Raw genomic sequence first — 24167 nt, forward strand, 5'->3', positions numbered from 1 at the left:
CTTCATGGACATACAGGACAAAGGGAGGCCCATCTTGTTCGGCTTGGTCGGGTGGATCGTCGGTTGGGTGTTGACGCTGTTCATCATCGTGATGATCGGCCGGATGATCGTGGACTGGGCAGTCACGCTGCAGGCGCGCGGTGACTGGGTGTGGAAGGTGCGCCGGGTGACGCACGGCGTGACCGAGCCCGTGCTGGCGCCGGTGCGCAAGGTGTTGCCGCCGGTGCGGTTCGGCGGGTTCGGGCTGGACCTCGCGTTCACGGTGGTGTTCATCGCGGCGCTGATCCTCAGGTCGATCGTGTGGTGAGGACGCCTGGGTTGAGCACGCCCTGAGGGTCCAGCGCGGCCTTGGCACCGGACAGGGCCGCGCCGAAGACGTCCGGCCGTTGGCGCGTGTACCAGGGCATGTGGTCGCGGCCGACGGAGTGGTGGTGCGTGATCGTGCCGCCCGCGCCCAGCAACGCCTCGGAGACCGCGGCCTTGATCTCGTCCCACTGCGCGGTGAGGCTGCCCCAGCGGCCCGGCGCGTAGATGCCGTAGTAGGGCGCGGGGCCGTCCGGGTAGACGTGGGTGAAGCGGCACGTGACGATGCCGATGCCGCACACCTTGCGCAGCGCCTCGGTCGCCGCTTCCGTCACCGCCGCGTGCAGTTCGGGGAAGCGGTCCCAGGTGCAGGCCGTCTCGAACGTCTCGGTGATCATCGCGTGCTGGGCCATCGCGTCGCGCTGGTAGGGCATGCGCAGGAACGACTTCCGCCACCGTCCAGCCGCACCTTCGACGACCTCGCCGTCGCCGCAGAGCTCCAGCGCGCGGGCGAGCAGCGCGTCGACCGGGTGGTCCGCGGACTCGAAGGCCAGCACCAGCACGGCGGACGGCGACCCGGCGTTGAGGAACGCCTCCGCCGGGTCCAGCAGCCGGCAGTTGGCCGGGTGGAGCCCGGACTGCGCGATCAGCCGCGTCGCCTCGACGGCCCGTTCCCACGACGCGAACCGCACCGAGGCACCCGCACGGTGGACCGGCGGTTCCTGCAGCCGCATCCACGCCTCGGTGATCACGCCCAGAGCGCCCTCCGAACCCAGGAAGAGCCGGTCCGGCGACGGCCCCGCACCCGATCCCGGCAGCCGGCGCGACTCGGAGATCCCTTGCGGCGTCACGACCCTGAGCGACTCGGTCAGGTCGTCGACATGCGTGTGGAGCGTGGCGTAGTGGCCGCCGGCGCGGGTCGCGAGCCAGCCGCCGAGCGTCGAGAACTCGAACGACTGCGGGAAGTGCCGCAGCGTCAGGCCGTGCTGCTTCAGCTGGGTCTCCAGCGACGGCCCCAGCACGCCCGCCTGGATCCGGGCGGCACGGCTGGTCGGATCGACCTCCAGCACCCGGTCCAGCCCACCGAGGTCCAGCGTCACGACCCGGTCCAGGTCACGCGGCTCGACCCCGCCGACGACGGAAGTGCCGCCACCGAACGGGATCAGCGCGACGCCGTTCGACCCGCACCAGTCGAGCACGTCGACGACGTCCTGTTCGGTGCGCGGCCGGGCGACGGCGTCGGGCAGCGTGCCGATGTCGCCGGCGAGGTTGCGGGTGACGTCGCGATAGGCCTGGCCGCGGGCGTGCGCGAGCCGGTCGACGGGATCGGTCGAGTAGAGGTCACCCGGCGGCACCACACGGGGGCCGGGCAGGTCCAGCGACGACGGCTCCGGTGGCTCGTGGAAGGTCAGGTCCGAGTCCGGCAGCACGGCCCGGACCCGTTCGACCAGCGCACGACGTTCTTCCGGGGTGACGGCGTCCTCGACGTTGCCCCAGCCCCACCACGACCTCGTTGTCATGACGCGCAACCATAAGCGAAACGGTCAAGTTCTGGAATGCCCGTGACCGCGAAGCACTAGCGTCGAGGCCATGAGGCGCTGGGGGATCGTGGCTTTGGTGGCGGCCGTGCTCGCCGCGCTCGCCTGGTTCGCGGCGCGACCGGAAGGCGACTCGACGACCGACGACAGCGCAGAGAGAGCCGCGGAATGCCTCGCCAGGTACCCGGTGCCGGACAGCGCGGCCGCGTTCGCCCGCCGCGCGCTCGACGCCGACAGCGAGTGCCGCGGCTGGGAGGTCATCGAGTTCACCGACATCGGCAACCGCCTCGTCGACCTGGAGGAACCCAGCGCGCGACTGGTCCTCCGCATCCACCACGGCGCGTTCAGCGGCATGTGGTTCCAGCAGGCCGCCATCACCGCCTGCTACCGCATGGAGTTCAACTACTACGGCCAGGCCGGCGGCCCTTCCCGGGTCGACTGCCCACCCGGCGCCGAGGCGCTGTACCCGCCGGGTGTCCGGCGTGGCGGCGTGCCGGAGAACTACGCGGACGCCTTCCGGCAGGTCCTCGTCGCACTCCCGCCCGCACCCTCTCGCGACGAGGTGCTCACGGCGTTGCGCGCACAGCTCCCGCCGTTGTCGATCGACGAGAAGACCAGGCTGTCGTGGCTGGGACCCACCCTCGACGCGTTCGTCGAGGACGGCGACGTCGGCATCAGCGCCGACGGTGGCCACGGCAGATGTCTTGTGGGCGCACGGTTCGCGGACGGCACCACCGCCGTCCAGGTCCAGGGCCCCTCGAACACACCGAACGCTACGCTCGGGTGCACCGCCAAAGGCGCGGTCCACTCCCAGCGCCCGCCGAAGTGATCAGCCGGCGCCGAAGCAGACGAAGCCGACGGCCGCCGCATAAGCAGCGTCCTCGGTGGCAGCCCGTTGCACGGCGGCAAGTGCCTCGGCCGGCGCCATCCCGGCAGCGAGTTTCTGGTGCAGTTCCACCATCACCGGAGCCGTGCCGTCGGTCGGCACCGGCACCACGGGCGCGATCAGCGTCCGGGTGCCCAGCCCCAGCAGGGCGGCCGTGAAGCCCATCAGCTCATCACCGGGACGCACCGCGGACTGGCCCGTGTCGCACGCCGACAGCACCACGCGGGTCGGCGGCCGGCGCAGGCGTTCGATGTCGTAGACGGTCAACGGCCCGTCGGCCAGCTCCAGGGCCGAGAACAGCGGGTTGTCGACGCGGAACGAGCCGTGGGCGGCGATGTGGGCGAGCGCGGCACCGTCCATTGCGGACGCGACGGCGCTCACCGTCGCCTCGGCGTCCACCAGGACGCGGCCCGGCACGTGGGCGCTGATGGCCTTGATCTCGGCGGGAGCGGCGGCCATCCGCGGCCCGGCGGCCAGCACCGCCTCGCCGGAGGCGTCCGCGACAGAACACGCGCGCAGCCAGACTGAAGCCGACGGGGCAACGGTCACCTGGCGGTTCAGCACCGCCCACGGCAGGCCGTTCAGGGCTCCGGTCGGGACGACGACCAGGGGCCGGCCGTCGATCCGCGACGACAGCGGGTCGAGCAGGCGGCGTGCCAGCAGGGCGGCGGCGTGGGCTGCGGACGAACGCGCCACGGCCAGGTTCGGCAGGTTCGGCGGCAGGGTCACCAGGCGGTGCAGGGCGAAGCGGAGCAGGCGGATCTCGCGGACCACGCCCTCCACCGCGCCCAGGGAGTGCAGCGAGGCACGTCCGCCGGCCAGGACCACGGCCATCAGCACGCCGTCGTACTCGACGAACTCGATCAACGCCGACGAGCCCAGGGTCGACACCAGCGCCCCGACCGACGGCGGCTTGAAGACGGACACCTCGCCCGACATCTGGCGGGTGAGGTCGCGGACGCGTTGCTCGGCGCGGACCAGCTTGGCGCGCAGGGCACCGGCGGGTTTCCCGGCCAGCACAGCGGATTCCACGTCGGCCGCCACCGCGCGCAGTGACGCCAGCGCGTCCTCGAGACGCGGGTCGTCCGGCGGCGACACGGACTTCATCCGCAACGCCCCTGCCCGCCAGCTCTCGGTCCACGACAGCACGCGCGCTGCGTTGCCGGAAGCCAGGGCGAGCCGCAGACCTTCCAGGGCCAGCGCCTGGCCCTGCACGCCCGCCGACGCCCGCAGCTCGGCCGCGCCCAGCGAGACCCGGTACTCGTCCAGCAGCCCGATCCCCCGGCGCAACGCGGAGGAGGTGCCCCGCACGTCACCGGAGAGCTTGCGGCGCAACGCTTCCGCGTACCAGCCGCGCACGCGCAGACCGGCCGGGCCGCGCAGCCGCGCACCGGCCGCCACCGTCAGCTCCGCGACAGCACGCGCCCGGTGCCCAAGATCGGCGGCGACCAGACCGGCGTCGATGCGGGCCTCCAATGCGGGCAACCGCCAGTCCATCGCGTCCAGCTCCGACGCGACGCGAGACAATGCCAGACGCAGCGGACGCGTGCGGTCCCCGCGCAGCACCGCCGCGTGCAGTTCCAGGTACCGCGCACCGGCCGCCCACAGCAGGCGTTGCTCGCGGCGGAAACGACGGCGCGCCTCGGCGGCGAACCCGTTGGCCGCGTCGGGATCGTCGTCCAGCAGGGCGATCCGAGCGCGGAAGTACAGGGCCTCCGAGACGCCCAGCGGGTTCTTCAACGCCTTCAGCTCGGTGATCGCGCGGTCGGCCGCGGCCCGCGCCTCGTCCAGCAACGGCACCGAGACGAGCAGCTCCAGCCGGTTCACCAGCAGCACCGGCCGCATCACGTCGAGCCGGCGGTGCACCTCTTCCGCCTTGTCGAACAACGTCAGCGCGGCGGGGACGTCACCGCCACGCGTCGCCATGATGCCCGCGTTCCAGTGCACGTCGGCGACGCCGAGCTCCTGCCCGAGCTCACCCAGCAGAGAAGCCGCCAGCGAGAAGTCCGCCGACGCCTCACGCATGTTCCCCACGTACGCGCGCACGAGGCCGCGGTTGTTGAGAGCGCGCGCCTCGACCAGCTGGTCCCCCACGCGGCGTGCGCCGGCGATGGCCGCGGTGTAGTCGCGTTGCGCGTCGTCGTAGCGGGTCAGGTAGTGGAAGACGACACCGCGTTGCATCAGGGCGGCCACCGAGTCCGCGCCCGTCAGCTCCGGCATGGCGTCGTCCAGCAACGTCAGCGCGGCCTTCTGCTTGCCCGTGTAGGCGAGCACCCACGCGAGGCTCATCTGGGCCAGCGCGGCCAGCCGGGGCAGGCCCGCGTCCGAGGCGATCCTGATCGAGCGACGCAGATGCCGGGCCGCGCCGGGGAAGTCGTGCATCTCCCGCAGCGCGAGGCCGATCGCGCGCTCGGCGATCGACCATTCCGAACGATCCTCCGTCGCGCGAAGGACAGCGCGGGCCATCTCCACGGCCGCGCGCGGGTTGCGCTGCCTGGCCTCCAGCGCGTCCTCCGCACAAAAGTCGGTCACGGCAACACTTTATCCGCTGTGGTAGCTTGATCAAGCTCGGTCGGGGTGCCCGTCAACGCTGCTTTAGTGAGGCCGTGGTGTCGAAAACGCCAGAAAGCGCGGAGCTTTATCAAAGAGCTTTCCTGCAGCTCATCGCCGAGGACAAGACCATCAGCTTCCACGCCGAACGCGGGCGTGAATTCCTTTATCGGCCGGGGCAGTTGCTCGTCGCAGCCGAGGATCAACAACGCGTGATCGAAAAGCTGCGCGAAAACGACATCGTCGCCCGGCCGGGCGAAGGATTCGCCGGATTGGCGCGATTGACGTTGCCGAACAACGCGGAGGACATTCCTCGCATTGTTCGCCTGCTGCGCGACCAGCGGAACTGGCCGAACGAGCGCGTGCCGCTCGTGCAGCCGCACCACGTGATCGTCGGCCACGGCGGCCTCGTGATGGGCAACCCCGGCGACCGGCCCTACCCGGCCGACCCGGTGTCCGCGCCGAAGTTCGACGAGCGCCTCAAGGACGTCCGCGTCGGCGTGATCGACACGGGCATCTCGCAGGGCGCCGACAGCGAGCACTCCGACTGGTTCGGCGGCCGCTACGCCAAGGAGGCCGACGACGTCGACGCCGCCTACAGCAGTGGCGACAACTTCGCGCTGCAGGGCGGGCACGGCACGTTCGTCGCGGGCGTCATCCAGAACGCGGCGCCCGGCGTCACGTTCGACCCGGAGATCGGCCTCGACCCGAACGGGTTCGGCGACGAGGAACGGATCTGCCGCAAGATCACCGAGCTGGGCCGCAAGAAGGTCAACGTGCTGAACCTGTCGCTCGGCTGCTTCACCGAGGACGACGTGGCCTCCGAACCGCTGCGCCGCACCATCGAGGCGCTGCCGGACGACATCGTCGTGGTCGCCTCCGCCGGCAACCAGGGCACCCAGCGGCCGAGCTGGCCCGCGGCGCTGTGCGGGGTCACCGCCGTCGCCGCCGCCCAGCAGGAGCGCGACGGCTCGATCGTCCCCGCCTTCTACTCGAACTGGGGCCACTGGGTCGACGCGTGCGCGATCGGCAACCGCGCCTCGACCTACCTCAAGGGCGAGTGGCAGCTGCCGGGCGAGGCCTCCGCTACTCCGTTCGCACTGTGGGCGTACTGGTACGGCACGTCCTTCGCCGCTCCCCTGGTCACAGGGCGGATCGCCGCCACGATGGTCGCGGACGGCATCGACGCACGTCAGGCGCGTGACAAGCTGCTCACCGGGCCGGACTTCCACCCCGGCTACGGAATTTTCGTCAAATAGTTGTATCTGCGAGGCAACCTCGCCCTCCGCCAGTTGTGACCGCAAGGAGTCGACGTGAGTTCTGCATCCCCGATCGCCGCGCTCGTGCGCGCGGCGGCCGAGGGCGATCAGTCGGCGTGGAACGAGATCGTGGACCGTTACACGCCGCTGGTGGTGTCGGTGATCTACAAGCACCGGCTGCGCCCGACGGATGCGGCCGACGTGAACCAGACGCTGTGGCTCCGGCTCGTGGAGCAGATCGGACGACTGCGCGAGCCGGAGGCACTGCCGGGCTGGATCATGACGACCACCCGCAACGAGTGCCTGCGCGTGCTGCGGGTGCAGCAGCGGACGCACCTCTACGACCCGTTGTCCGAGTCCGACGCGCTGGAGTCGGAGCAGGTGGACGCGGACGTCGAGGCGGACCTGCTGGCCGTGGAGCGGCGGCAGGCGTTGCGCGATGGGTTCGCCGAGCTCACGGAGCAGTGCAAGCGGTTGCTGACGAAGCTGATGACCGACCCGCCGCCGAGCTACCAGGTCGTGAGCGAAGAGCTCGCGATGCCGGTCGGCAGCATCGGACCGACGCGGATACGTTGCCTGGAGAAGTTGAGGAAGACCCCGGCGCTCTCGGCGTTCCTGGGATCACCGGTGAAGAGAGGAGGTGTGCTGGGTGCGGCACGACTGGGACAGTGACGACGTACTGCTCGACGCCTTGCGCGACGCGTTGAGCACACCTTCCGACGACGTGCCGCCGGAGTTCGTGGAGGCCGCGAAGGCCGCGTTCACCTGGCGCAACATCGACGAGGAGCTGCTGCTCATCACGTCGTACGACTCGGTGCTGGACGACACGCTGTTCGCCCGTGCGCGGTCGACGTCGACGGCGCGGCAGCTGGTGTTCGACGCGGACGGCGTGACGCTGCAGGTGGAGGTGTCGGCGGCGGGGATCACCGGCCAGCTGATGCCGGCGACCGGATCCGTCACGCTGGTGACACCGAACGGCGACCACGAGACGGCGGTGGCCGATGAACTGGGGATGTTCGTCATGGGGGTCGCACCGCGGGGACCGGTGAAGTTCCGTTTCGCAAGCGGTTGCACCGATTGGTTTATCCTCTGACATACATTCGTGTGATGGGGTAATTCGCTCGTTCGGCCTACCTGCACGGCCAGTAGGGTTGTCGACGCTCAGAATTCGCATCGCGAGAGGTGTGCAGCTGTGGTCGATCGAGTCAGCTGGGTTCCGGAAGGTGTCAACGTCGACGTTCCGAGTTCCGCCCGGATCTACGACTACCTGCTCGGCGGCGGTCACAACTTCGAGGCGGACCGCGCGACTGCCGAGGCACTGATCAAGGTGCTTCCGGTGCGGGGCATGGCGCGGCTCAACCGCGCCTACCTGCGCCGTGCCGTCCTCGAACTGGCGGAACTCGGCATCCGGCAGTTCCTCGACCTCGGTTCGGGCATCCCCACGGTCGGCAACGTGCACGAGGTGGCGCACGAGGTCGCCCCCGAGTCGAAGATCGTGTACGTCGACTTCGAGCCGGTCGCGATCACGCACGCCGAGCTGATGCTGGCGGACGAGCCGAACGTGACGGCGCTGCTGGCGGATCTGCGCGAACCGGAGAAGGTCGTGGCGCAGGCCAGGCAGCACCTGGACTTCTCCCAGCCGGTCGGGCTGCTGGTCGTGGGTGTCCTGCAGTTCATCCCCGACTCGGACGACCCGTGGGGCGTGCTGGCCCGCTACGTGGAGTCCCTCTCGTCCGGCTCGTACGTGGCGCTGTCGCACTTCACCGCGGACAGCATGCCGGCGGCCATGGCGGCAGGTAAGGAGATCTTCGCGAAGACCGCGGAGCCCATCACGCCTCGCACCAAGGCTCAGGTCGCGGACATGCTGGCGGGCACGGAGATCGTGGAGCCCGGCATCGTGTTCACGCCGCAGTGGCGGCCGGAGACCCCCGAGGACGTCGGCGACGAGCCGACGAAGGCGAACCTCTACGCCGCGGTGGGCCGCAAGCCCTGATGGCCTCCTCGCCCCTCGCACAGCGCTGGGCGGCTGTTCTGATCGAGAGCGCGTACTCGCCGATGTCGCGGCGAAGGCTGACGCAGCACCTCGACGAGCACGCCGCCCGGCTTCGTGCTGGGCGCGCCGCGGTGGCCATCGGGGAATGGCTGGTGCGCAAGCGTTTCACCGGACCGGACTCGCTGCGGCGCACGCTGGAGGTGCTCGGCCCGGAGTTCTCCCCCGAGGTGCTCGGCGCGCTGGCGTCCGGCTACGTGCGGGCCACGCGCGACCAGTTGTTCGCCGAGCAGGAGAAGGTCAAGAACGCGCTGCTGAAGGCCGTCGAGGACGCGCAGCGCGACCTGCACGACAGCGAGGCGCGGTTCGCCCAGGTCTTCGCGACGACGGCGGTGGGCATCGCGATCTTCGACCTGCACGGCACCGTCGTGGAGGCGAACGAGGCGCTGGCCGCCATCCTCGGCTACGAGGAGATGCCCAAGGAGCTCTTCGCCGAACGGGACGCGGTCGCACTGGCCGACGCCTGCCGACGGATGATCGCGTCCTCTGTGGACACTTCGCGGCGCGAGTGGGAGCTCGCCCGCGACAACGGGGACACGGTGTGGGCGAACATCGTCCTGTCCGTGCTGCGCGGGTCGGACGGGCTGCCCAAGTTCCACGTCGCGCTGATCGAGGACGTGACCGAACAGCGCATGCTCCAGGACTGGCTGCGACACCAGTCGCTGACCGACCTGCTGACGGGCCTGCCGAACCGGGCGTCGTTCACCGACAAGCTGGAGTCCGCGCTCGCGACCGGTGAGCCGTACACGCTGGGATACCTGGACGTCGACAGCCTGACGATCGTCAACGACGGCCTCGGTTACGTGGCCGGCGACGCCGTGCTGGTCGAGGTGGCGCGGCGGCTGCGGGTCGTGCTACCCGACGCCGTGGTCGCGCGGGTAGGCGGTGACGAGTTCGTGGTGCTGATCCACGGCTCGCCCGACGTGGCGGCGCTGGCGGCGACGATCGACGAGGAGCTGTCCGAGCCGGTGTACCTGGAGGGCGCCGGCGTCGCGGTGTCGACGTCGATCGGTTTCGTGCACACCTCCGGCCCCGGTACGGACCCCATGGCGGTGCTGCGGCGCGCGCACTCGACGTTGCGAAGAGCCGAGACCGGCGGCAAGAGGCAGTGGGCGATCTACGACCACGAGGCCGACGCCGCTGACCGCGCCCGGTTCGCGCGGATCGCCGCGATGCCCGGCGCCTTCGAGAACGGCGAGATCTCCGTGGAGTACGCGCCGGTGTCGTGGGCCTCGGGATCCCTCGCCTTCGTGGAGGCGTCCCTGCGCTGGGGTGCCACCCGGCACGACGACGTGGTCGCCTACGCGGACGCTCTCGGCCTGGCGTCACGAGTCGGGCAACTGGTGCTGCAGGACGCCTGCTCGCGCGGGGAACCGGTGCTCATCCGGTTGTCGCGGGACCAGTCGCGCGACCCGGACCTGGCGGCGCACGTGCGGTCCACGTTGCGCGCGGCGTCTTTCCCGGCGTCGTCGCTGTTCCTGGCGCTGGACGTCCGGTCGATGCCGGACGGCGAGGAGAACCTCGAGGTGCTGCACGACATGGGCGTGCGCGTGCTGCTGCACGAGTTCGGCGGCGGGTTCGGCGGGCTGTCCACTGTGGACCGCAGTCCGGTGTGGGGTGTCCGGCTGGCACGGCCGCCGTCGGAAAGGCTGGCGCGGCAAGGGCTCGCGCTCATGGTCCCGCTGCTGCGGTCGGCCGGCGTGCACGTGATCGGCGGTCCAGGCGACCCGGACGAGCTCCAGGCGCTCGGAGTGGACCTGGTGGTCTCGCGGTGAGTGGTTGTGGCCGTCAGGGAGACCACAACCACCCACGAGCGTCTTAGGCAGCGTCCTCGAACGTCGTCGCCTGAACCGTCACGGTGCCACCGAAGTTCCGCACGACCTCGGCCTTCTCCGCGGAGTTCGGGTTGGGGTTCGTGCACGACGTGCCGGCGCTCGCACCGGACATCAGGTCGGTGCACAGGCCCGTGCGACGGTCCGGCAGACCCAGGATGTGGCCGAGCTCGTGCGCGGCGATCCGGGTCTTGTTGTGGCCCTCGGTCACCGCCTGACGGCCCATCCAGATCTTGCCGCGCCCCAGACTCGTCGTCTGGGCACGGGGCCAGCCGTTGTCCGCGACGATCGTGATGTTCGCGGACCCGGCGACCTTCACCAGCTTGATGGTGTTCGGGAGCTGCGTGTTCCACACGTTCGCGCCCGCGTCGACGGCCGCCACGAACTCAGCGGCGCCGGACGAGTTGTAGGTCAGCGTGCGGGGCGCGGCTTCCGCGGTGCCGATGAGACCGACCGAGAGGGCGGCAGCACTGGCGACCACAGCAATTGTTTTGCGCAGGGACACAGGAATCTCCTCGCAATGCAGGGTAATTGCACCCCGACTGTATCGCCGCACCGTTGGCGCACAAGAAGAGTCAAGTGTGAAGCAGCGCTGGCACGGTCAAGAGCGTTCGTAGGTGATCGCAACACCTTGCGCGCCGAAACGCCGTGCGGCAAGGGAAAACACGCCCTACTACCGGACTTCGCGCGGACTCCTGTGCCGGACAGGACGCCGCCGAACGGGCGAATAACTGTTCACACCCTTCCGGTTCTGATGGACCAGAAGGCGGAACGACAGGTCACGGGGAAGCGCGAAGCACGCAGTGACGACGCGCATGTCGGCGGGCGGGCGCGTTCCGCCCTTCCGAGTCCGGGACTGGAGGGTCATCGGCCATTTCACCGAAAGGGTTACCGCACAACGCGAACGGGGCCGGCGCCTCACGGCACCGGCCCCGTTACCGCGGGAGCGGGTCTTGCGTTCTACGCGAACGAAGGCTGGCGCAACGCGTGCTCCACCAGCGTGATCAGGATCTGCTTCGTGGACTGCCGGTTGCGGGCGTCGCACGGGATTATCGGCACCGACGACGGAATCGTCAGCGCGTCCCGAACCTCTTCCGCACGGTGGTGCATCAGCCCGTCGAAGCAGTTCACCGCGATCACGTAAGGCAGATCGCGGTCCTCGAAGAAGTCGATGGGCGCGAACGCCTCGTCGATCCTGCGGGTGTCGACCATGACCACCGCACCGATGGCACCGCGGACGAGGTCGTCCCACATGAACCAGAACCGGTGCTGACCGGGCGTGCCGAACAGGTACAGGATCAGGTCCTTGTCCAGCGACACCCGGCCGAAGTCCATGGCCACCGTGGTGGTCACCTTGTCCGGCACCATCGACAGGTCGTCGACTCCGACCGAGGCCTGGGTCATCACGGCCTCGGTCGTCAGCGGGGTGATCTCGGAGACCGACCCGACGAACGTCGTCTTGCCGACACCGAACCCACCCGCGATGACGATCTTCGACGACATCACGTTCAGGTCGGCCCCAGGTGACCCCGGACGACCCGGAGCACCGTTGCTCATGGGAACTTCTCTCTACTCAGGCTCGCATGGAAACGTGCAGCTGGGCGCGGATCTCCGGCGTGAGCTGGAGGCCGACCCGCTCCACCAGCCGGGTCATCGCGTAACCGATGAGCCCGATGTCGCAGTTGGGTGCGGCGAGCACGGCGAGACAGGACCCGTCGCTGATGGACATCAGGAAAAGATAGCCCCGCTCCATCTCGACGACGGTCTGTTTGACCTCACCGGCCTCGAAGCAACGCGCTGCGCCGAGGTTCAGCGAGACCAGGCCGGACGAGACGGCGGCGAGCTGCTCCGCGCGGTCGTGCGGCAGACGGTCGGACGAAGCGAGCAACAGACCGTCGGCGGAGACGACGATCGCGTGTGCGACACCGGCAACCCTGCTGACGAAGTCCTCGACCAGCCAGCTGAAGTTGTCCAGTTCCTCAGTCGCGGTGGTCACTGGCGTTCCCTTTCTGCGATCACGGGGATGCCTCCGACGGCGGAGTCGAAGAGCGACTCGCGGCCCATCTGAACACCCTTCTGGTACGTGGCGAACCGCTGGCGCAACCGGTCGGCGGACCGGCCGGGCATGGCCGAGGTGGTCGTCAGCTGAGGTGCCGGCGACGACGGCTTCGGCAGCGAACCGGGAACCAGGCGCGCCTTCGGGACGCGCTTGGGCAGACCGTTCTCCGTCGTCGCCGCGGGCGAGCCCTTGTCCAGGGCGCCTGCGGCCTTCCAGCCTTCGTCCGCCGCTCCCCACTCGGACTCGGCGTAGTCGGCGACCGCGCGCGGCACCGCGGTCGGTGCCTCGATCTTCACGGTGTCCGCCGAACGCTGCCGCTTGGGCAGGCCGTTCACGGTGGCGAGGTCGTCGGACTCGTCGTGCTCGGCACGTTCCGGCTCCGCTGACGGAACGGCCCTCGTGGACGGTTCTGGCGCCGAGGGGGTCTTGAACCACTTCGACAGGTCGTCGTGCGAGATCAGCGGTTCGTCGACGATCGCGGGGAAGATCTCCGTGGCGGCCTCGACCGGTCGCTCGACCGGCGGCTCGTAGGAGTAACCCTCCTCCGCGGCCACCTCCGCCGCTTCGATCCGCGCGGTGAACAGGCCGTCCGCGGACGTCTGCTCGATGCGGTGCCGCCCGGAGTTCTCGTCCGCGGTGGCGGGCGCCGACACGACGAGCGGGTGCTCCGGCGTCCACTTCGGCACACCGGACAGGCCCTCGCCGGTGCTGCTGGACTCGATCGCGGCCTGGACCGGCGCGGCCGGCAGGGGCAGCGCGGGCGCGGCTCCCTTGTGCAGCAACGAGATCGGCAGGATCACCTGAGCGGTGACACCGCCCTCGATGTCGTCGTTGTTCGCGAGCGTCACGCGGATCTCGTGGCGCTTCGCGAGCTGGCCGACCACGTACAGGCCCATCTCGCGGGCCACCGAGACGTCGACCTCCGGCGGCTCGGCGAGCTTCGCGTTGAACTCGACGACGTCGTTCTCCTGCATGCCGACGCCGCGGTCGTGGATGCGGATCGCGACCTCGCCCTTGCGGGTCTCTATCGTCCGCACCGTCACCTTGGTGCTGGGCTTGGAGAACGCCGTCGCGTTGTCGAGCAGCTCGGCGACGAGGTGCGCGAGGTCGTTGACCACGCGGCCCTGCACCATCAGTTCCGGCGTCGGTGCGATCTGGACGCGCGCGTACTTCTCCACTTCGGACACCGCGGCGCCGAGAACCTCGGCGATCGCCACCGGGCGGGTGACGCGGCGGTTGACCGTCGTACCGGAGAGCACGAGCAGGTTCTCGCTGTTGCGCCGCATCTGCGTGGCGAGGTGGTCGAGCTCGAACAGCGACGCCAGGTGGTCCGGGTCCTGCTCGTCCTGCTCGAGCCGGTCGATCACGCTGATCTGGCGTTCCACCAACGCCTGCGAGCGCCGCGACAGGTTGATGAACATGTCGTTGACGTTCGCGCGCAGTGCCACCTGCTCGACGGCGAGGCGGACGGCCTCGCGTTGCACGAGGTCGAACGCCCGCGCCACCTGGCCGACCTCTTCGGTCGTGTTGAGCGGCACCGGGACGATCGCCTCTTCCGCGGCCCGTTCGGGATCGCGGTGCGAACGAATTCGCCGAATGGCGTCCGGCAGCTGGTTGCGGGCCACGTCGAGCGCGCTGCGACGCAGCACTCGCAGCGGCCGCAGCATGGACTGCGCGACCATCGCCATGAGACCGAACGCGATCAGCAGTGAGATCGCGACCAGTCCGGCGTCGCGCCACGCGTCCGAACGGGCCGTGTCGGCGAGGCGCGTGGTCGTCGCGTCGGCCTGGGCCTCGAGCTCGGTCGCGACCTCGCGAACCAGGTTCGCGGTGTCCTGACCGATCTTGAGCACCTCGGCGTCCGTGATGGACACGGGCTTGCGCTCCGCGTCCTGCGCGAGCGCCAGCCGCACGAGCCGGTTGCGACCGTCCACGGCCGAACCGGACACGACGTCCTGGAACTTCTGCTGGTTGCCCGACGACGCCACGTCGTTGAACTCGGTGAACGCCGCGTCCAGCCGGGACTGCGCGGACCGCAGCTCGTCCGCGGCGCCGGGTGCGAAACCCTTGCGCAGCGCGGTGGACGTCAGGATCGAGTTCTGCTGGCCGAGCTGCTCCTGCGCGGTGTAGAGCGCCTGCGCGGCGGTGACCAGTGGAACGATCTCCGGCTCGCTGAGGCTGGACACCGCGGCTCGGTGCACCGTGCTCAGCGACGCGATGATCTGGTTGTACGCGCTGATCACAGCGACGTCGGGGTACTTCGTGCTCAGCAGCGTCACGCGCAAGCTCGCCAGTCCGTCGAGCGACTGGAGCGACTTCGTGAACGACTCCTGCAGGGGCGCGCTCAAGGCCGTGGCCGTCGCGCCCGATTCCCTGTACTTGCCCAGTTCAGTGTCCGTGAGACCCGTGCGGGCGGCGTGTTCGGGACACGCGTTCTGCCTGCCTGCGGCCACACATTGCACTGCCCAGTCACGTTCGACCTGTAGAGCGTTTTCCACCTTCGCGGCCTGGTGGCTCACGGCGAGCTCGCGCTGGACGTTGCCGAAGAGTTCGACGTCGTCGAGCTGGGTGTTCAGCCTCAGACCCGCGAGAGTCGCGGTAGTCAGGGCTGGAACTAGCAACACCACCGCGAGCTTGCTCCGCAGCCGCCAGTTGCGTAGGCGGAACCGGTCGATGCCTCGCTGGTCCTCACGACCGCGCACCGTCAACACTCCCCGCCCCGTTTAATAGCAGCAAACCTGGTGGATCTTGGAGTAAAACGCGCTGTTCTCATACCGCCGTTCGGACGACAAAACAGTGGTTCGAGAATCAACAACATACGAACAGGCCGCTAAACGGCCCTCACGCGATAATTCATCTGGACGAAACGTTCGCGCGGACGGCTTTGATCACGGCTTGATCACAGCCGCCCGCGCGGTTCGTCAACTACCGGAAGGCTGGATGAGCATCGGCTTGACGTCGAGCTCCTTGTCCAGCATCTGGTAGCGCTGCATCAGCTGGACAACGCGCTGCAGGCGCGTCGCGTCGAGCGTGGTCGGGAAGGCACCGAAGTGGACGAGACCCGCGGTTTCCTTGTCGACCTTGGCGTACTCCACGAGCAGCGGCTCGACCGTGGGACGGTCGGTGGCGTCGGCCTGGCCCTTGGCCATCGCGCGCTGGAACGCCGCGACGGTCTTGGGGTTGTTCTTGGCGAACTCACCGCTGGTGGCGTAGCCGGCGATCGGGATGTTGTCCGTCGGGCCGGTCGCGGCGTCCAGCACCTTGATCTGACCGGCGGCGCGCTGGGCGCGGGTGATGAACGGCTCGACCATGAAGGCGGCGTCGACGGACTTGTTCTGGACAGCGGCCTGCATGTCCGGGAACGCCATCTCCTTGAACTTGACCGTGCTCACGTCCACGTTCGCGGCCTCGAGAGTCGCCTTCGCGGTCAGCTCCGCGATGTTCTTGAACGTGTTGATCGCGATGGTCTTGCCCGCGAGGTCAGCGGGGCTCTTGATGGCGGAGTCACCGCCGGCCAAGATCAGGAACATGTCGGGTTTTGCCTGGTAGCCGTCGGAGATGAGCTTGATTCCGTCGACTGCCTTCGCGACGTCCTTCGACTGGGCGGCGAAGAACGAGACCCAGTTGCCGAAGGTGAAGTCCAGTTCCTTGTTGATCAAGCCGGGGATTGCTTTGGCTCCACCCTCGATGACCTTGAGGTTGACCTCGAGGCCCTCGGCCGCGAAGTAACCCTTCTTGATCGCGACGTGGACGGACGCCACGTCGAGGATGGGAAGGACCCCCAGAGTGATCTTGGCCTTCTCGACCGGACCACTGGTGTTCTGGCCAGTCTGGGGTGCCTGCTCTGTGCCGCCGAGCGCACCACAGCTCGCCACGGTGGCGAGCAGCGTGGCAAGGGCGATGCCACGGATGGCCATACGGCGGACTCTTCGAGTCATCGGGAGCACTCTCCTGTCGGAGCGGTGTCGTCGTTGCGGGGAAGGATCGCGACGGTCAACCACTCAGAGTAATGACGCTGCTCCAAAAGACCCCAGTTGACCGACACGAGCAGGTTCCAGTCAACTACCTGCGGTGAGCATCTAAGCACAGCAGGTCTAGGGCTAGGAGAACCCCAGTTGAAGCGCTCCGTGACCGTTGTCGGCGCAGGGCCGGCCGGTCTGACCTTGGCAAACTTGATCCAGCAGTCAGGTATCGACTGCGTTGTGCTCGAAAAAGCTAGTCGTACCCATGTGGAAACACGTGCACGGGCAGGAGTCCTGGAGCACCGCTCCGTAACCATGCTGGAGTCACTCGGACTGGCAGATCGTTTGCTGATGGAAGCAGACCGTCACGGTACGTGTGAATTCCGCGTGAGCGGCCAGGCGTTCCAGGTGTCCTACAGCGACCTCTACGGCGGTCGCGAACACTACGTCTACCCGCAGCAGGAAGTCGTCAAGGACCTCATCGGGGGATTTCTGGACAGCGGAGGTGACATCCGGTTCTCGGTCAGCGACGTGGAGCTGGACGACCTGACGTCGTCCTGCCCCACGGTGGCCTTCACCAGCGAAGACGGCACCCGCGAAACCATCACGAGCGACTTCGTGGCAGGGTGCGACGGGTTCCACGGCGTGAGCCGGCCGTCCATTCCCGAGGGCGTCCTGTCCGAATTCACGCACCAGCACGGGATCGAGTGGCTGGCCATTCTCGCGGAGGCTCCTCCGTCGACTAAAGCCATCATTTACGCCCTGCACGAGGATGGATTCGCGGGGCATATGTTGCGGTCGCCGACGGTGTCCCGCTTTTATTTGCAGGTGCCGGTCGGAACAAAGGCCGAGGATTGGTCCGACGAACAGGTCTGGGAAGCGCTGCACAAACGCTTCGCACTGCACGATTCGTCATGGGGACTGACCGAGGGAAAGATCATCGAGAAGCGCGTTCTCGACATGCGCAGCCACGTGGTCGAGCCGATGTCCTACGGCCGGCTCTACCTGCTGGGTGACGCAGCCCACATCATCACCCCGGTCGGTGCCAAGGGCATGAACCTCGCGATGAACGACGCCGCAACGCTCGGACGTGCACTTATCGACTTCTACGCCACCGGGTCCGAGACGGGTCTCAAGACCTACTCGGACGACTGCCTGCACCGCGTCTGGCGGGCACAGGAATTTTCACAGTGGATGGTCAACATGATCCACACCGACGTCAGCTCCCCGTTCTTCGGACGGTTGGCCCAGGCGAGGCTGGAGCACCTGGCCGAGTCCCCCGCCTACCGAGCCACGTTCGCGGAGAACTACGTCGGCCCCTGATGGCGAAAAGACGACCCTCAAGGGTGAATTCCCCGTCCCCCTAACGGGTGACGGACTCCCCCTAGGGTTCTCGATACGTCACAATCTGGGGCCAACTCCCGATGCCGGGGGATGTCGTTCGTCCATACGGTTCAACACGACATCCCCCGAACCATCCACAGGGAGCTCGAGTTCCATGGCCACCCAGACCACGCTGCACGACTTCACCCTCAACCTCCTCGGCGACCTGGACGCCCGTGAGGCCTTCCAGCTCGACCCGGAGGGCACCCTCGAAGCCGCGGGTCTGGGCGACATCTCGCCGGTGGACGTGCACGAGATCCTGCCGCTGGTGCTCGACAGCGCGTCCGTCGTGAAGATCGACGCCATCGACGAGGTCCTGGCCGAGGCCGGCGACCTGACCGCCGCGGACAGCCTCAAGCTGGTCACCGGCAACCTCGACGGCGTCACGGGCATCGCCGGTGTCGCGGCCCCCGCCTCCATCACCGCGCTGGTCACGGACTTCGGCGGCGTCAGCGACGTGACCGGCACGCTGGACCTGGTCAACGCCAACGAGATCGTCACCGAGGTCACCGACGTCGCGGCCGTGCACGACGTGACCGGCGTGGCCGACGTGGTCGTGAAGGACCTCGGCACCGACGTTCTGGTGAAGGACGTCGTGGACACCGACGTGCTGGTCAAGGACGTCGTGGGCTCGGTGGACGTCGACGTCAAGGACGTCCTCGACGTGACCGACAACGTCACCGGCAACGTGGTGCAGGACGTCGCTCAGATCGGCGACGTCCACAACGACCTCGGCCAGGTCATCGGCGACGTGAAGCTGGGCAACATCGACGTGCTCGACGGCGGCATCGGGAACGGCGCCGACCTGGACATCCACCTGTGATGTGAACGAGTAACCAGTACAGGCAGGGAGTTGCCCAAGCGAGCGCTGTGTTTTGAACGAGTAGGCAGCACAGGCAGGGCGCTGCCCAAGCGAGCGCCGGGGCGCCAACCCGGGCTCACGCCTTGTCATGCCCCACAAGGCATCTGAGCGCCCTCCTCAGGCACGCCAGGCTTTGCCCCCTCCTCTGAGCCTGGCGTGCCCAGAACACAGCTGAGCCCCCTGGACCGCTGCGGTCCGGGGGGCTCAGCCTTCGTGGCGCCTTAGTTGGCGCCCCGGCGCTTGCTTGGGCAACGCCCTGCACGAACTAGCTACTCGCGGAAGACACAGTCTCGCTCAACGATTCCCGTTCCGCCGCAGCCCACTTGTCCACGTCCAGCGTCTGCTTGCCACCGACGTTGAGCAACCGCGCCACCTTGGACCGCAGCGCCACGAAGGCCTCGTCCGTGCGCGTGGTCACCTGGTCGCGCTCGGCGGGCAGCGGGACGTCCAGGTCCGCCACCAGGCGGGCGGGCGAGCCGGAGAGCACCAGGATGCGGTCACCCAGGTACACGGACTCGTCGATGTCGTGCGTGACAACGAGAACGGTCGTGTCGTGCTCACGACGCACGCGAAGCAACAGGTCCTCCAACTCGAACCGGGTCTGCGCGTCCACCGAGGCGAACGGCTCGTCCATCAGCAACAACGCCGGCCGGTACGCCAGAGCGCGCGCGATCGCCACACGTTGTTGCATACCACCGGAAAGCTGCCACGGCCGCTTCTTGGCCGCCGCGCCGAGACCCACCCACTCCAGGGCTTCGGCGGCACGAGCGCGGCGCTCGGCGCGCGGCAGGGACCGCAGCGGGAACTCCACGTTGCCCTGCACCGTGAGCCACGGGAACAGGGAACGCTGGTAGTCCTGGAACACCACCGCGAGGTGGGAACCGTTGAGGGACACGCCACCGCGGGAGGGCGCGATGAGTCCCGAGATGGTGCGCAGCAGTGTGGACTTGCCGCACCCGGAGGGTCCGACCACGCACACCAGCTCGCCGGCGCGGACGTTGAACGTGAGGCCGCCGATGGCCTCGTAGTCACCGTAGGTGTGGCCCAGGTCGGCCACCTCAAGCATGTTGCTCATCCCTGCTCCTCGGTTGCCAAGCCAAAGCCCTGCGTTCCACCGCCAGAAGCACGGTGTTGAGTCCGTAGCCGAGCACGCCCAACAGGACGATGCCCGCCCACATGCGCGTGTAGTCGAACTCGCGCTGTGCCTGAATGAGTTGAGAACCGATGCCGTTGTCCGTGCCCACGAGCTCGGAGATGACCATCAGCACCAGCGACAGAGAGAGCGACACCCGCAGTCCCGCGAAGATCTTCGGGGAGGCCGCGGGCAGCACCACGCCGAGAACCCACTGGTAGCGCGGGATCCGGAAGACGGCGGAAGTGTCCACTTTGGTCACGTCGACGGAACGGGCACCGTCCACGCTGTTGAGCAGAACCGGCCAGATCACGCCGAAGACGATCGTCGCGAGCTGCATCGACGTGCCCGTCTTGAACAGCAACAGAAACACGGGCACCAGTGCGGGCGGCGGGATCGAACGCAGGAACACCAGCAGCGGTCCCGCGTACTCCATCGCCCGGTCCGAGCGGCCGAGCAGCAGGCCCAGCGCCACGCCGATCACCGACGCGATCGCCCAGCCCGACAGCAACCTGCCGATCGACGGCAGGATGTGCTCGGTGACGTTCTCCGGCTCCAGGACCCACCACTCCCAGGCCGCGACCAGGATGTCGGACGGCGGCGGGAAGAACGGGTCCTCGGCCAGCATGCCGAGCAACTGCCACACGACGACGAGACCGGCGAACACGGTCCACCGTTGAAGAAACTTGTTCACCAGGCCACCCAACGCCGGCGGACGCGCTCGAGACCGCTGTTCAGCAGGACGCCGATCGCGCCCGCGACCACGGTGCCGACGAGCACCTGGTCCATACGTCCGGGCCCGCTGCGGGCCTCCATGATGAAGAAACCGAGCCCGATCTGGCTGCCGGCCATGAGCTCGACGCTCACCATCACGATCAGCGCGGTCGTCGCCGCGAGCCTGATTCCGGTGAGGACGAACGGCAACGCGCTCGGCAGGGCCACGCGGAACAGCACACCCACGCGCCCGGTGCCGAAGACCCGTGACGTCTCGACGAGCAGGGGGTCCAGTTCGTCGAGCGCGTAGATGGTGTTGAACAAGATCGGCCACAGCGCGGCGTAGACCGCGAGCGTGATCTTCGTTTCCGGGCCGAACCCCAGCATCACCAGAGCGAGCGGAATCAGTGCCACAGAAGGGATCGGGCGCAGGAACTCGATGACCGCGCGGGTCGCGTGGCGCACGGCGGGAACGCTGCCGAGCACCAGTCCACTCGGCACCGCGATGGCGATGGCGATCGAGATGGCGATCAGCACCGCCAGGACTGTTGCCACCACATGACTCATGAAGGCGGGAGAGGTCAACTGCGTGACGAGCTCACCGAACACGACGGACGGTGGCGGAAGCGAGTCAGCAGGTAGAAGGGGAGAGCGTCCTAAGAGCTCCCAGAGCGCGAGGAACCCGGCAATGCCGATGAGTCCCCGTGTGAACGCACGCACTCGGTCACCCTAGAGAGTGGATCTCCAGTTCACAATGCGTGCCCGCTCAACTCCGGGTTGTTTCCCACACATCGCGGCGGTCAGCAGACTTCCACGCGCTCCACTTCGCCGAAGCTCTTCACCCATTCGGAGTCCGTGAGCCGTGCGCCGGTCTTTTCGCACATCCGCTTGATGATCCGCCCGGTGTCGAGGTCGTACGGCAGCAGTTCCGGGTCCTGGCCCCCGCTGCGGACGAGGAAGTCTCGGTTCTGCGGGCGGTACACCGCGCGCGACGAGTTGCCGTGCCCGACGACGTACACGAGCCGGTCCGCGGGACGGTCGTCCGTGTAGAGCTGGTGCACCTCGAAAACGTTGTCACGGACCACTGCCACACGGCCGTCGTCGGAGAACGTGACACGTGCTCCGGCACGCAACGCGGTGTCGAGCCGTGCGCGCAGAACGGGCGTTCCGCTCGGCACCCGTTGCCACACCTCGACGATCGACTCCGGCGCGGAGTGCTCGACGGCGAGCCATCGTCCGTCGGCGCTGTAGGTGATGCCGCGCACGTAGGCGTGCTCGGACAACGCCGGCCCTGCGGACTCGACGGTGCCGCCGATGCTCCAGAACTCGATGTTCGTGTTGCCGGCGGCGGGGTCCCAAACGCTGGTCGCGAGCTCGCGGCCGTCCTGGCTCAGCGCGACGGTCTCGGGGTTGCGCACCGGCATCGGCAGCTTGCGGGGGTTGCGCGGGTCGCTCAGGTCGTAGAGCTCCGCGTACTCCGACTCGTCCGGTGTCGGGAGCCCGACCTCGACCGCCTTGCCGACCTTGCCGACGAGCCGCGAGCCGTCCGGGCTGAGGTCGAGCGTGCGGAACCGGCTCGGCAGCTCCGTGAGGTAGGTGATGTCACCCGCGTCGTTGACGGCCCACAGGTGTTCCTGGCCGTTGTAGTCCTTGGTGACGGCACGGCGTTCGGCGAGCTTGACGACCCGGTGGCGGTCGGCGAACTTCTTGCCGGGCACCGCCTTGTCGTCGTCGAGGCTCCACATCCGGTCGGTGCCGTCCTGGTCCGTCACCGCCGCCATCTCGCCGCGCGGGGCGACCACCACGTCCGCGTCCTCCTTGGGCGTGCCGGTGAACGGCATGGCGCGCGCGACCGCGCTGGCGAGCCGCAGCACCTTCTCCGCCTCGGGCGAGGGGCTGACCTCGTAACCGACCAGCGCGAACTTGTCCGCGTACGGCCGCCGCTGCTCCAGCAACGCCTCGGACTGGGACAGCGCCTTGCCGCCGAGCTCGCGGTCGTGCATCTCGGTGATCTTGCGTTCGTTGGAGAGCGCGTAGACGACCGTGCCGGGCACCAACGCGATCAGCACCGCCATGACCGCGATCAACGCCGTCGAACGGCGCGTCTCGCGCCTGGTGCTGATGTCGACGAACCGGCGTTCCTGCACCGTCAAGAACTCGCCGAGTTCCTTGGCCTTGCGCAGCCGTACTCCCCGGTAGAGCGCCAGCGGGTCGCGGTCGCTCGCCTCCCACAGCTCGATCGCGGTGACGAGCTGCTGGTGCGTCCTGAGGTTCTCGCGTTCCTCGGCGATCCACCCGGCGAGCCTCGGCCAGCGCAGCACGGCGTCGTGGGTCAGCTCGGCGCCGTCCTCGGTGAGCGTCACCAGCCTGGCCCGCACGAGGAGGTCCAGCAGGCGGCTGTCGACGTCCAACGGGCGGGTGCGGCGTTGCGGGTTCCCGTTGCGCTGCACCGAGACGAGGCGCAGGAAGATCTTCCTGGCCGTGTCCTGCTCGGCCTCCGGCAGGTCCGCGAAGAAGCTCTCGGCGGCCTGCACGACGACGTGTTCGAGGCCGCCGGACTCCTCGAAGCCCGCGAGCGACAACGTCATGCCGCGCTTGCGCCGCCACGTCTCGACCAGCGCCTGCTGCACCAACGGCAGCGCGTGCTGGTTCGCGGCGTCGGCGACCAGCTGTGCGATCACCGCGGTCTCGACGGTGGCGCCGATCTTGGCGGCGGGTTCGGTGATCGCGCGGCGCAGCTGGTCCGCGCTCATCGGCTCGATGGTGATCTCGGTGCCCTCGATGCCCTTGGCCCGCCAGCGCTGCTGCTCGTCGGCACGCAGGAAGAGCACGACGTGGGGACAACGGGTGACTGCGGCGAGGAAGTCGTCCGCGTCCAGCACCTTCTCGACGTCGTCGACGAGCAGCACGAGGCCAGGGCGGTGCTGGCGGATCCGCAGCCGGAGGTGGTCGGGGTCCTCCCGGAACTCCGCGGCCAGCCGGTCGACGGTGGTGTTCTCGAAGACCTCGGCGAGGGCAGCGGCCAGGTCGCCGATCGGGTCGCTCGCGGGCGTGACCACCACGGCGTCTTCCAGGGCGGGCAGCAGGCCGGCTCGCAGCAGCGACGTCCGGCCCGACCCGGAGGCGCCGAGGACGACGGTGAGGGGCTTGGCCTTGACCGACTCGACGATCTGCTCCACGAGGCACTCACGCCCGAAGAACCGCTTCTCGTCGTCCTCGGTGAAGGGCGCGTTGCCGGGGTACGGCGTGTTCGGGTGCAACGGCTGCGTGTGCTCGGCGGCGAGCTCGCGCCATCGCTTCGTCCACGAGCCGGGGTCGGCCTCGCAGGCCCGCACGAAGGCGAGCGTCAGCGCGAGTGAGGGCAGCTTGCGCCCACCGGCCGCGTCGGACAACGCGGTCGGCGAGTAGTTCGCGCGCCGAGCCAGCTCGCGGTAGCTCGGTTTGCCTGCCTGGTCACGCAGTCTGCGCAGGTCACCGGCGAACCGCAGCAGCGCGGTGTCCTCCGGACCCAGCGGACGTTCCCCTCTTGGCATGCCGCCTCCTGGCCGGATTGTCCACCAGAGGTTCGCCCGCCGTCTAACAGCCCGCTAATCCGTCACCACCCCGACGTGCGCTTCGTGATCGTTCCACCGCTCGG

Annotated in this window: 21 protein-coding genes; 9 read left to right on the plus strand and 12 right to left on the minus strand. The window is 68.6% G+C overall.

Annotation, left to right across the window (positions count from 1 at the left end; translation table 11 throughout):
- Positions 1-67: 67 nt before the first annotated feature.
- Positions 68-307 (plus strand): YggT family protein, encoded by a 240-nt coding sequence (locus ACSHWB_RS02600; RefSeq protein ID WP_439660484.1) that lies wholly within the window; start codon positions 68-70, stop codon positions 305-307.
- Here ACSHWB_RS02600 and ACSHWB_RS02605 read toward each other — a convergent pair.
- Positions 288-1823: an FAD-binding oxidoreductase gene (locus tag ACSHWB_RS02605; RefSeq protein WP_439660485.1), complete on the minus strand. Its 1536-nt coding sequence runs from the start codon at positions 1821-1823 to the stop codon at positions 288-290. The two genes, ACSHWB_RS02600 and ACSHWB_RS02605, sit on opposite strands and share 20 nt — an antisense overlap.
- 70 nt (positions 1824-1893) lie before the next feature.
- Between ACSHWB_RS02605 and ACSHWB_RS02610 the strand changes: the two genes are divergently transcribed.
- On the plus strand, positions 1894-2670 hold the full coding sequence (locus ACSHWB_RS02610) for a hypothetical protein (RefSeq protein ID WP_439660486.1): 777 nt from the start codon (positions 1894-1896) through the stop codon (positions 2668-2670).
- Here ACSHWB_RS02610 and ACSHWB_RS02615 read toward each other — a convergent pair whose 3' ends face one another.
- Both ACSHWB_RS02615 and ACSHWB_RS02620 read right to left on the minus strand, forming a co-directional pair.
- Entirely contained in the window at positions 2671-5259 is a 2589-nt protein-coding gene (locus tag ACSHWB_RS02615) for a CHAT domain-containing protein (RefSeq protein ID WP_439660487.1), read from the minus strand. It abuts the gene before it with no gap.
- Positions 5256-5660, minus strand: coding sequence for a hypothetical protein (locus ACSHWB_RS02620; protein WP_439660488.1), 405 nt, complete (start codon positions 5658-5660; stop codon positions 5256-5258). Before ACSHWB_RS02620 ends, ACSHWB_RS02615 begins: the two co-directional genes overlap by 4 nt.
- Here ACSHWB_RS02620 and ACSHWB_RS02625 point away from each other — a divergent pair.
- The 5 genes from ACSHWB_RS02625 (at position 5640) to ACSHWB_RS02645 (ending at position 10361) form a co-directional block, all read left to right on the plus strand.
- On the plus strand, positions 5640-6536 hold the full coding sequence (locus ACSHWB_RS02625) for a S8 family peptidase (RefSeq protein ID WP_439660489.1): 897 nt from the start codon (positions 5640-5642) through the stop codon (positions 6534-6536). The genes ACSHWB_RS02620 and ACSHWB_RS02625 overlap by 21 nt on opposite strands.
- 54 nt (positions 6537-6590) lie before the next feature.
- Positions 6591-7208, plus strand: a complete 618-nt coding sequence (locus tag ACSHWB_RS02630; protein ID WP_439660490.1) for an RNA polymerase sigma factor — start codon at positions 6591-6593, stop codon at positions 7206-7208.
- Positions 7186-7629, plus strand: coding sequence for a hypothetical protein (locus tag ACSHWB_RS02635; protein WP_439660491.1), 444 nt, complete (start codon positions 7186-7188; stop codon positions 7627-7629). Before ACSHWB_RS02630 ends, ACSHWB_RS02635 begins: the two co-directional genes overlap by 23 nt.
- A gap of 99 nt (positions 7630-7728) precedes the next feature.
- Positions 7729-8529, plus strand: a complete 801-nt coding sequence (locus tag ACSHWB_RS02640; RefSeq protein WP_439660492.1) for an SAM-dependent methyltransferase — start codon at positions 7729-7731, stop codon at positions 8527-8529.
- Complete coding sequence (locus ACSHWB_RS02645; protein ID WP_439660493.1) at positions 8529-10361, plus strand: diguanylate cyclase domain-containing protein; 1833 nt, start codon at positions 8529-8531, stop codon at positions 10359-10361. Before ACSHWB_RS02640 ends, ACSHWB_RS02645 begins: the two co-directional genes overlap by 1 nt.
- 43 nt (positions 10362-10404) lie before the next feature.
- Here ACSHWB_RS02645 and ACSHWB_RS02650 read toward each other — a convergent pair whose 3' ends face one another.
- The 5 genes from ACSHWB_RS02650 to ACSHWB_RS02670 form a co-directional block, all read right to left on the minus strand.
- The gene (locus ACSHWB_RS02650; protein ID WP_439660494.1) at positions 10405-10923 is read right to left on the minus strand and encodes a snapalysin family zinc-dependent metalloprotease; all 519 of its coding nucleotides are present in this window, start codon (positions 10921-10923) and stop codon (positions 10405-10407) included.
- A 455-nt stretch (positions 10924-11378) separates the two neighbouring features.
- Positions 11379-11975, minus strand: a complete 597-nt coding sequence (locus ACSHWB_RS02655) for a GTP-binding protein (protein ID WP_439660495.1) — start codon at positions 11973-11975, stop codon at positions 11379-11381.
- A 16-nt stretch (positions 11976-11991) separates the two neighbouring features.
- Positions 11992-12414, minus strand: coding sequence for a roadblock/LC7 domain-containing protein (locus ACSHWB_RS02660; RefSeq protein WP_030468876.1), 423 nt, complete (start codon positions 12412-12414; stop codon positions 11992-11994).
- Positions 12411-15179 carry a sensor histidine kinase gene (locus tag ACSHWB_RS02665; protein ID WP_439660496.1) on the minus strand — a complete coding sequence of 923 codons (2769 nt, stop codon included), beginning with the start codon at positions 15177-15179 and terminating at the stop codon, positions 12411-12413. Before ACSHWB_RS02665 ends, ACSHWB_RS02660 begins: the two co-directional genes overlap by 4 nt.
- Positions 15180-15398: 219 nt before the next feature.
- Complete coding sequence (locus ACSHWB_RS02670; protein WP_439660497.1) at positions 15399-16394, minus strand: ABC transporter substrate-binding protein; 996 nt, start codon at positions 16392-16394, stop codon at positions 15399-15401.
- Positions 16395-16592: 198 nt separating this feature from the next.
- On the opposite strand from ACSHWB_RS02670, the gene ACSHWB_RS02675 reads away from it, so the two are divergent.
- Positions 16593-17762: a 4-hydroxybenzoate 3-monooxygenase gene (locus ACSHWB_RS02675; protein WP_439660498.1), complete on the plus strand. Its 1170-nt coding sequence runs from the start codon at positions 16593-16595 to the stop codon at positions 17760-17762.
- Between the two features lie 175 nt (positions 17763-17937).
- Entirely contained in the window at positions 17938-18645 is a 708-nt protein-coding gene (locus ACSHWB_RS02680) for an IniB N-terminal domain-containing protein (RefSeq protein WP_439660499.1), read from the plus strand.
- A 304-nt stretch (positions 18646-18949) separates the two neighbouring features.
- Here the strand turns inward: ACSHWB_RS02680 and ACSHWB_RS02685 are convergent, their stop codons facing one another.
- The 4 genes from ACSHWB_RS02685 to ACSHWB_RS02700 form a co-directional block, all read right to left on the minus strand.
- Positions 18950-19759 carry an ABC transporter ATP-binding protein gene (locus ACSHWB_RS02685; protein WP_439660500.1) on the minus strand — a complete coding sequence of 270 codons (810 nt, stop codon included), beginning with the start codon at positions 19757-19759 and terminating at the stop codon, positions 18950-18952.
- A complete protein-coding gene (locus tag ACSHWB_RS02690; RefSeq protein ID WP_439660501.1) occupies positions 19743-20510 on the minus strand; it encodes an ABC transporter permease in 768 nt (255 codons plus the stop codon). The genes ACSHWB_RS02685 and ACSHWB_RS02690 overlap by 17 nt, the downstream gene beginning before the upstream one ends.
- Positions 20507-21085, minus strand: coding sequence for an ABC transporter permease (locus ACSHWB_RS02695; RefSeq protein WP_439660502.1), 579 nt, complete (start codon positions 21083-21085; stop codon positions 20507-20509). Before ACSHWB_RS02695 ends, ACSHWB_RS02690 begins: the two co-directional genes overlap by 4 nt.
- 245 nt (positions 21086-21330) lie before the next feature.
- Positions 21331-24063, minus strand: coding sequence for an nSTAND1 domain-containing NTPase (locus tag ACSHWB_RS02700; protein ID WP_439660503.1), 2733 nt, complete (start codon positions 24061-24063; stop codon positions 21331-21333).
- Positions 24064-24167: the final 104 nt, after the last annotated feature.

This window comes from Lentzea sp. HUAS TT2 (assembly GCF_051853195.1).
In the GTDB taxonomy this organism is placed as follows: Bacteria; Actinomycetota; Actinomycetes; order Mycobacteriales; family Pseudonocardiaceae; genus Lentzea.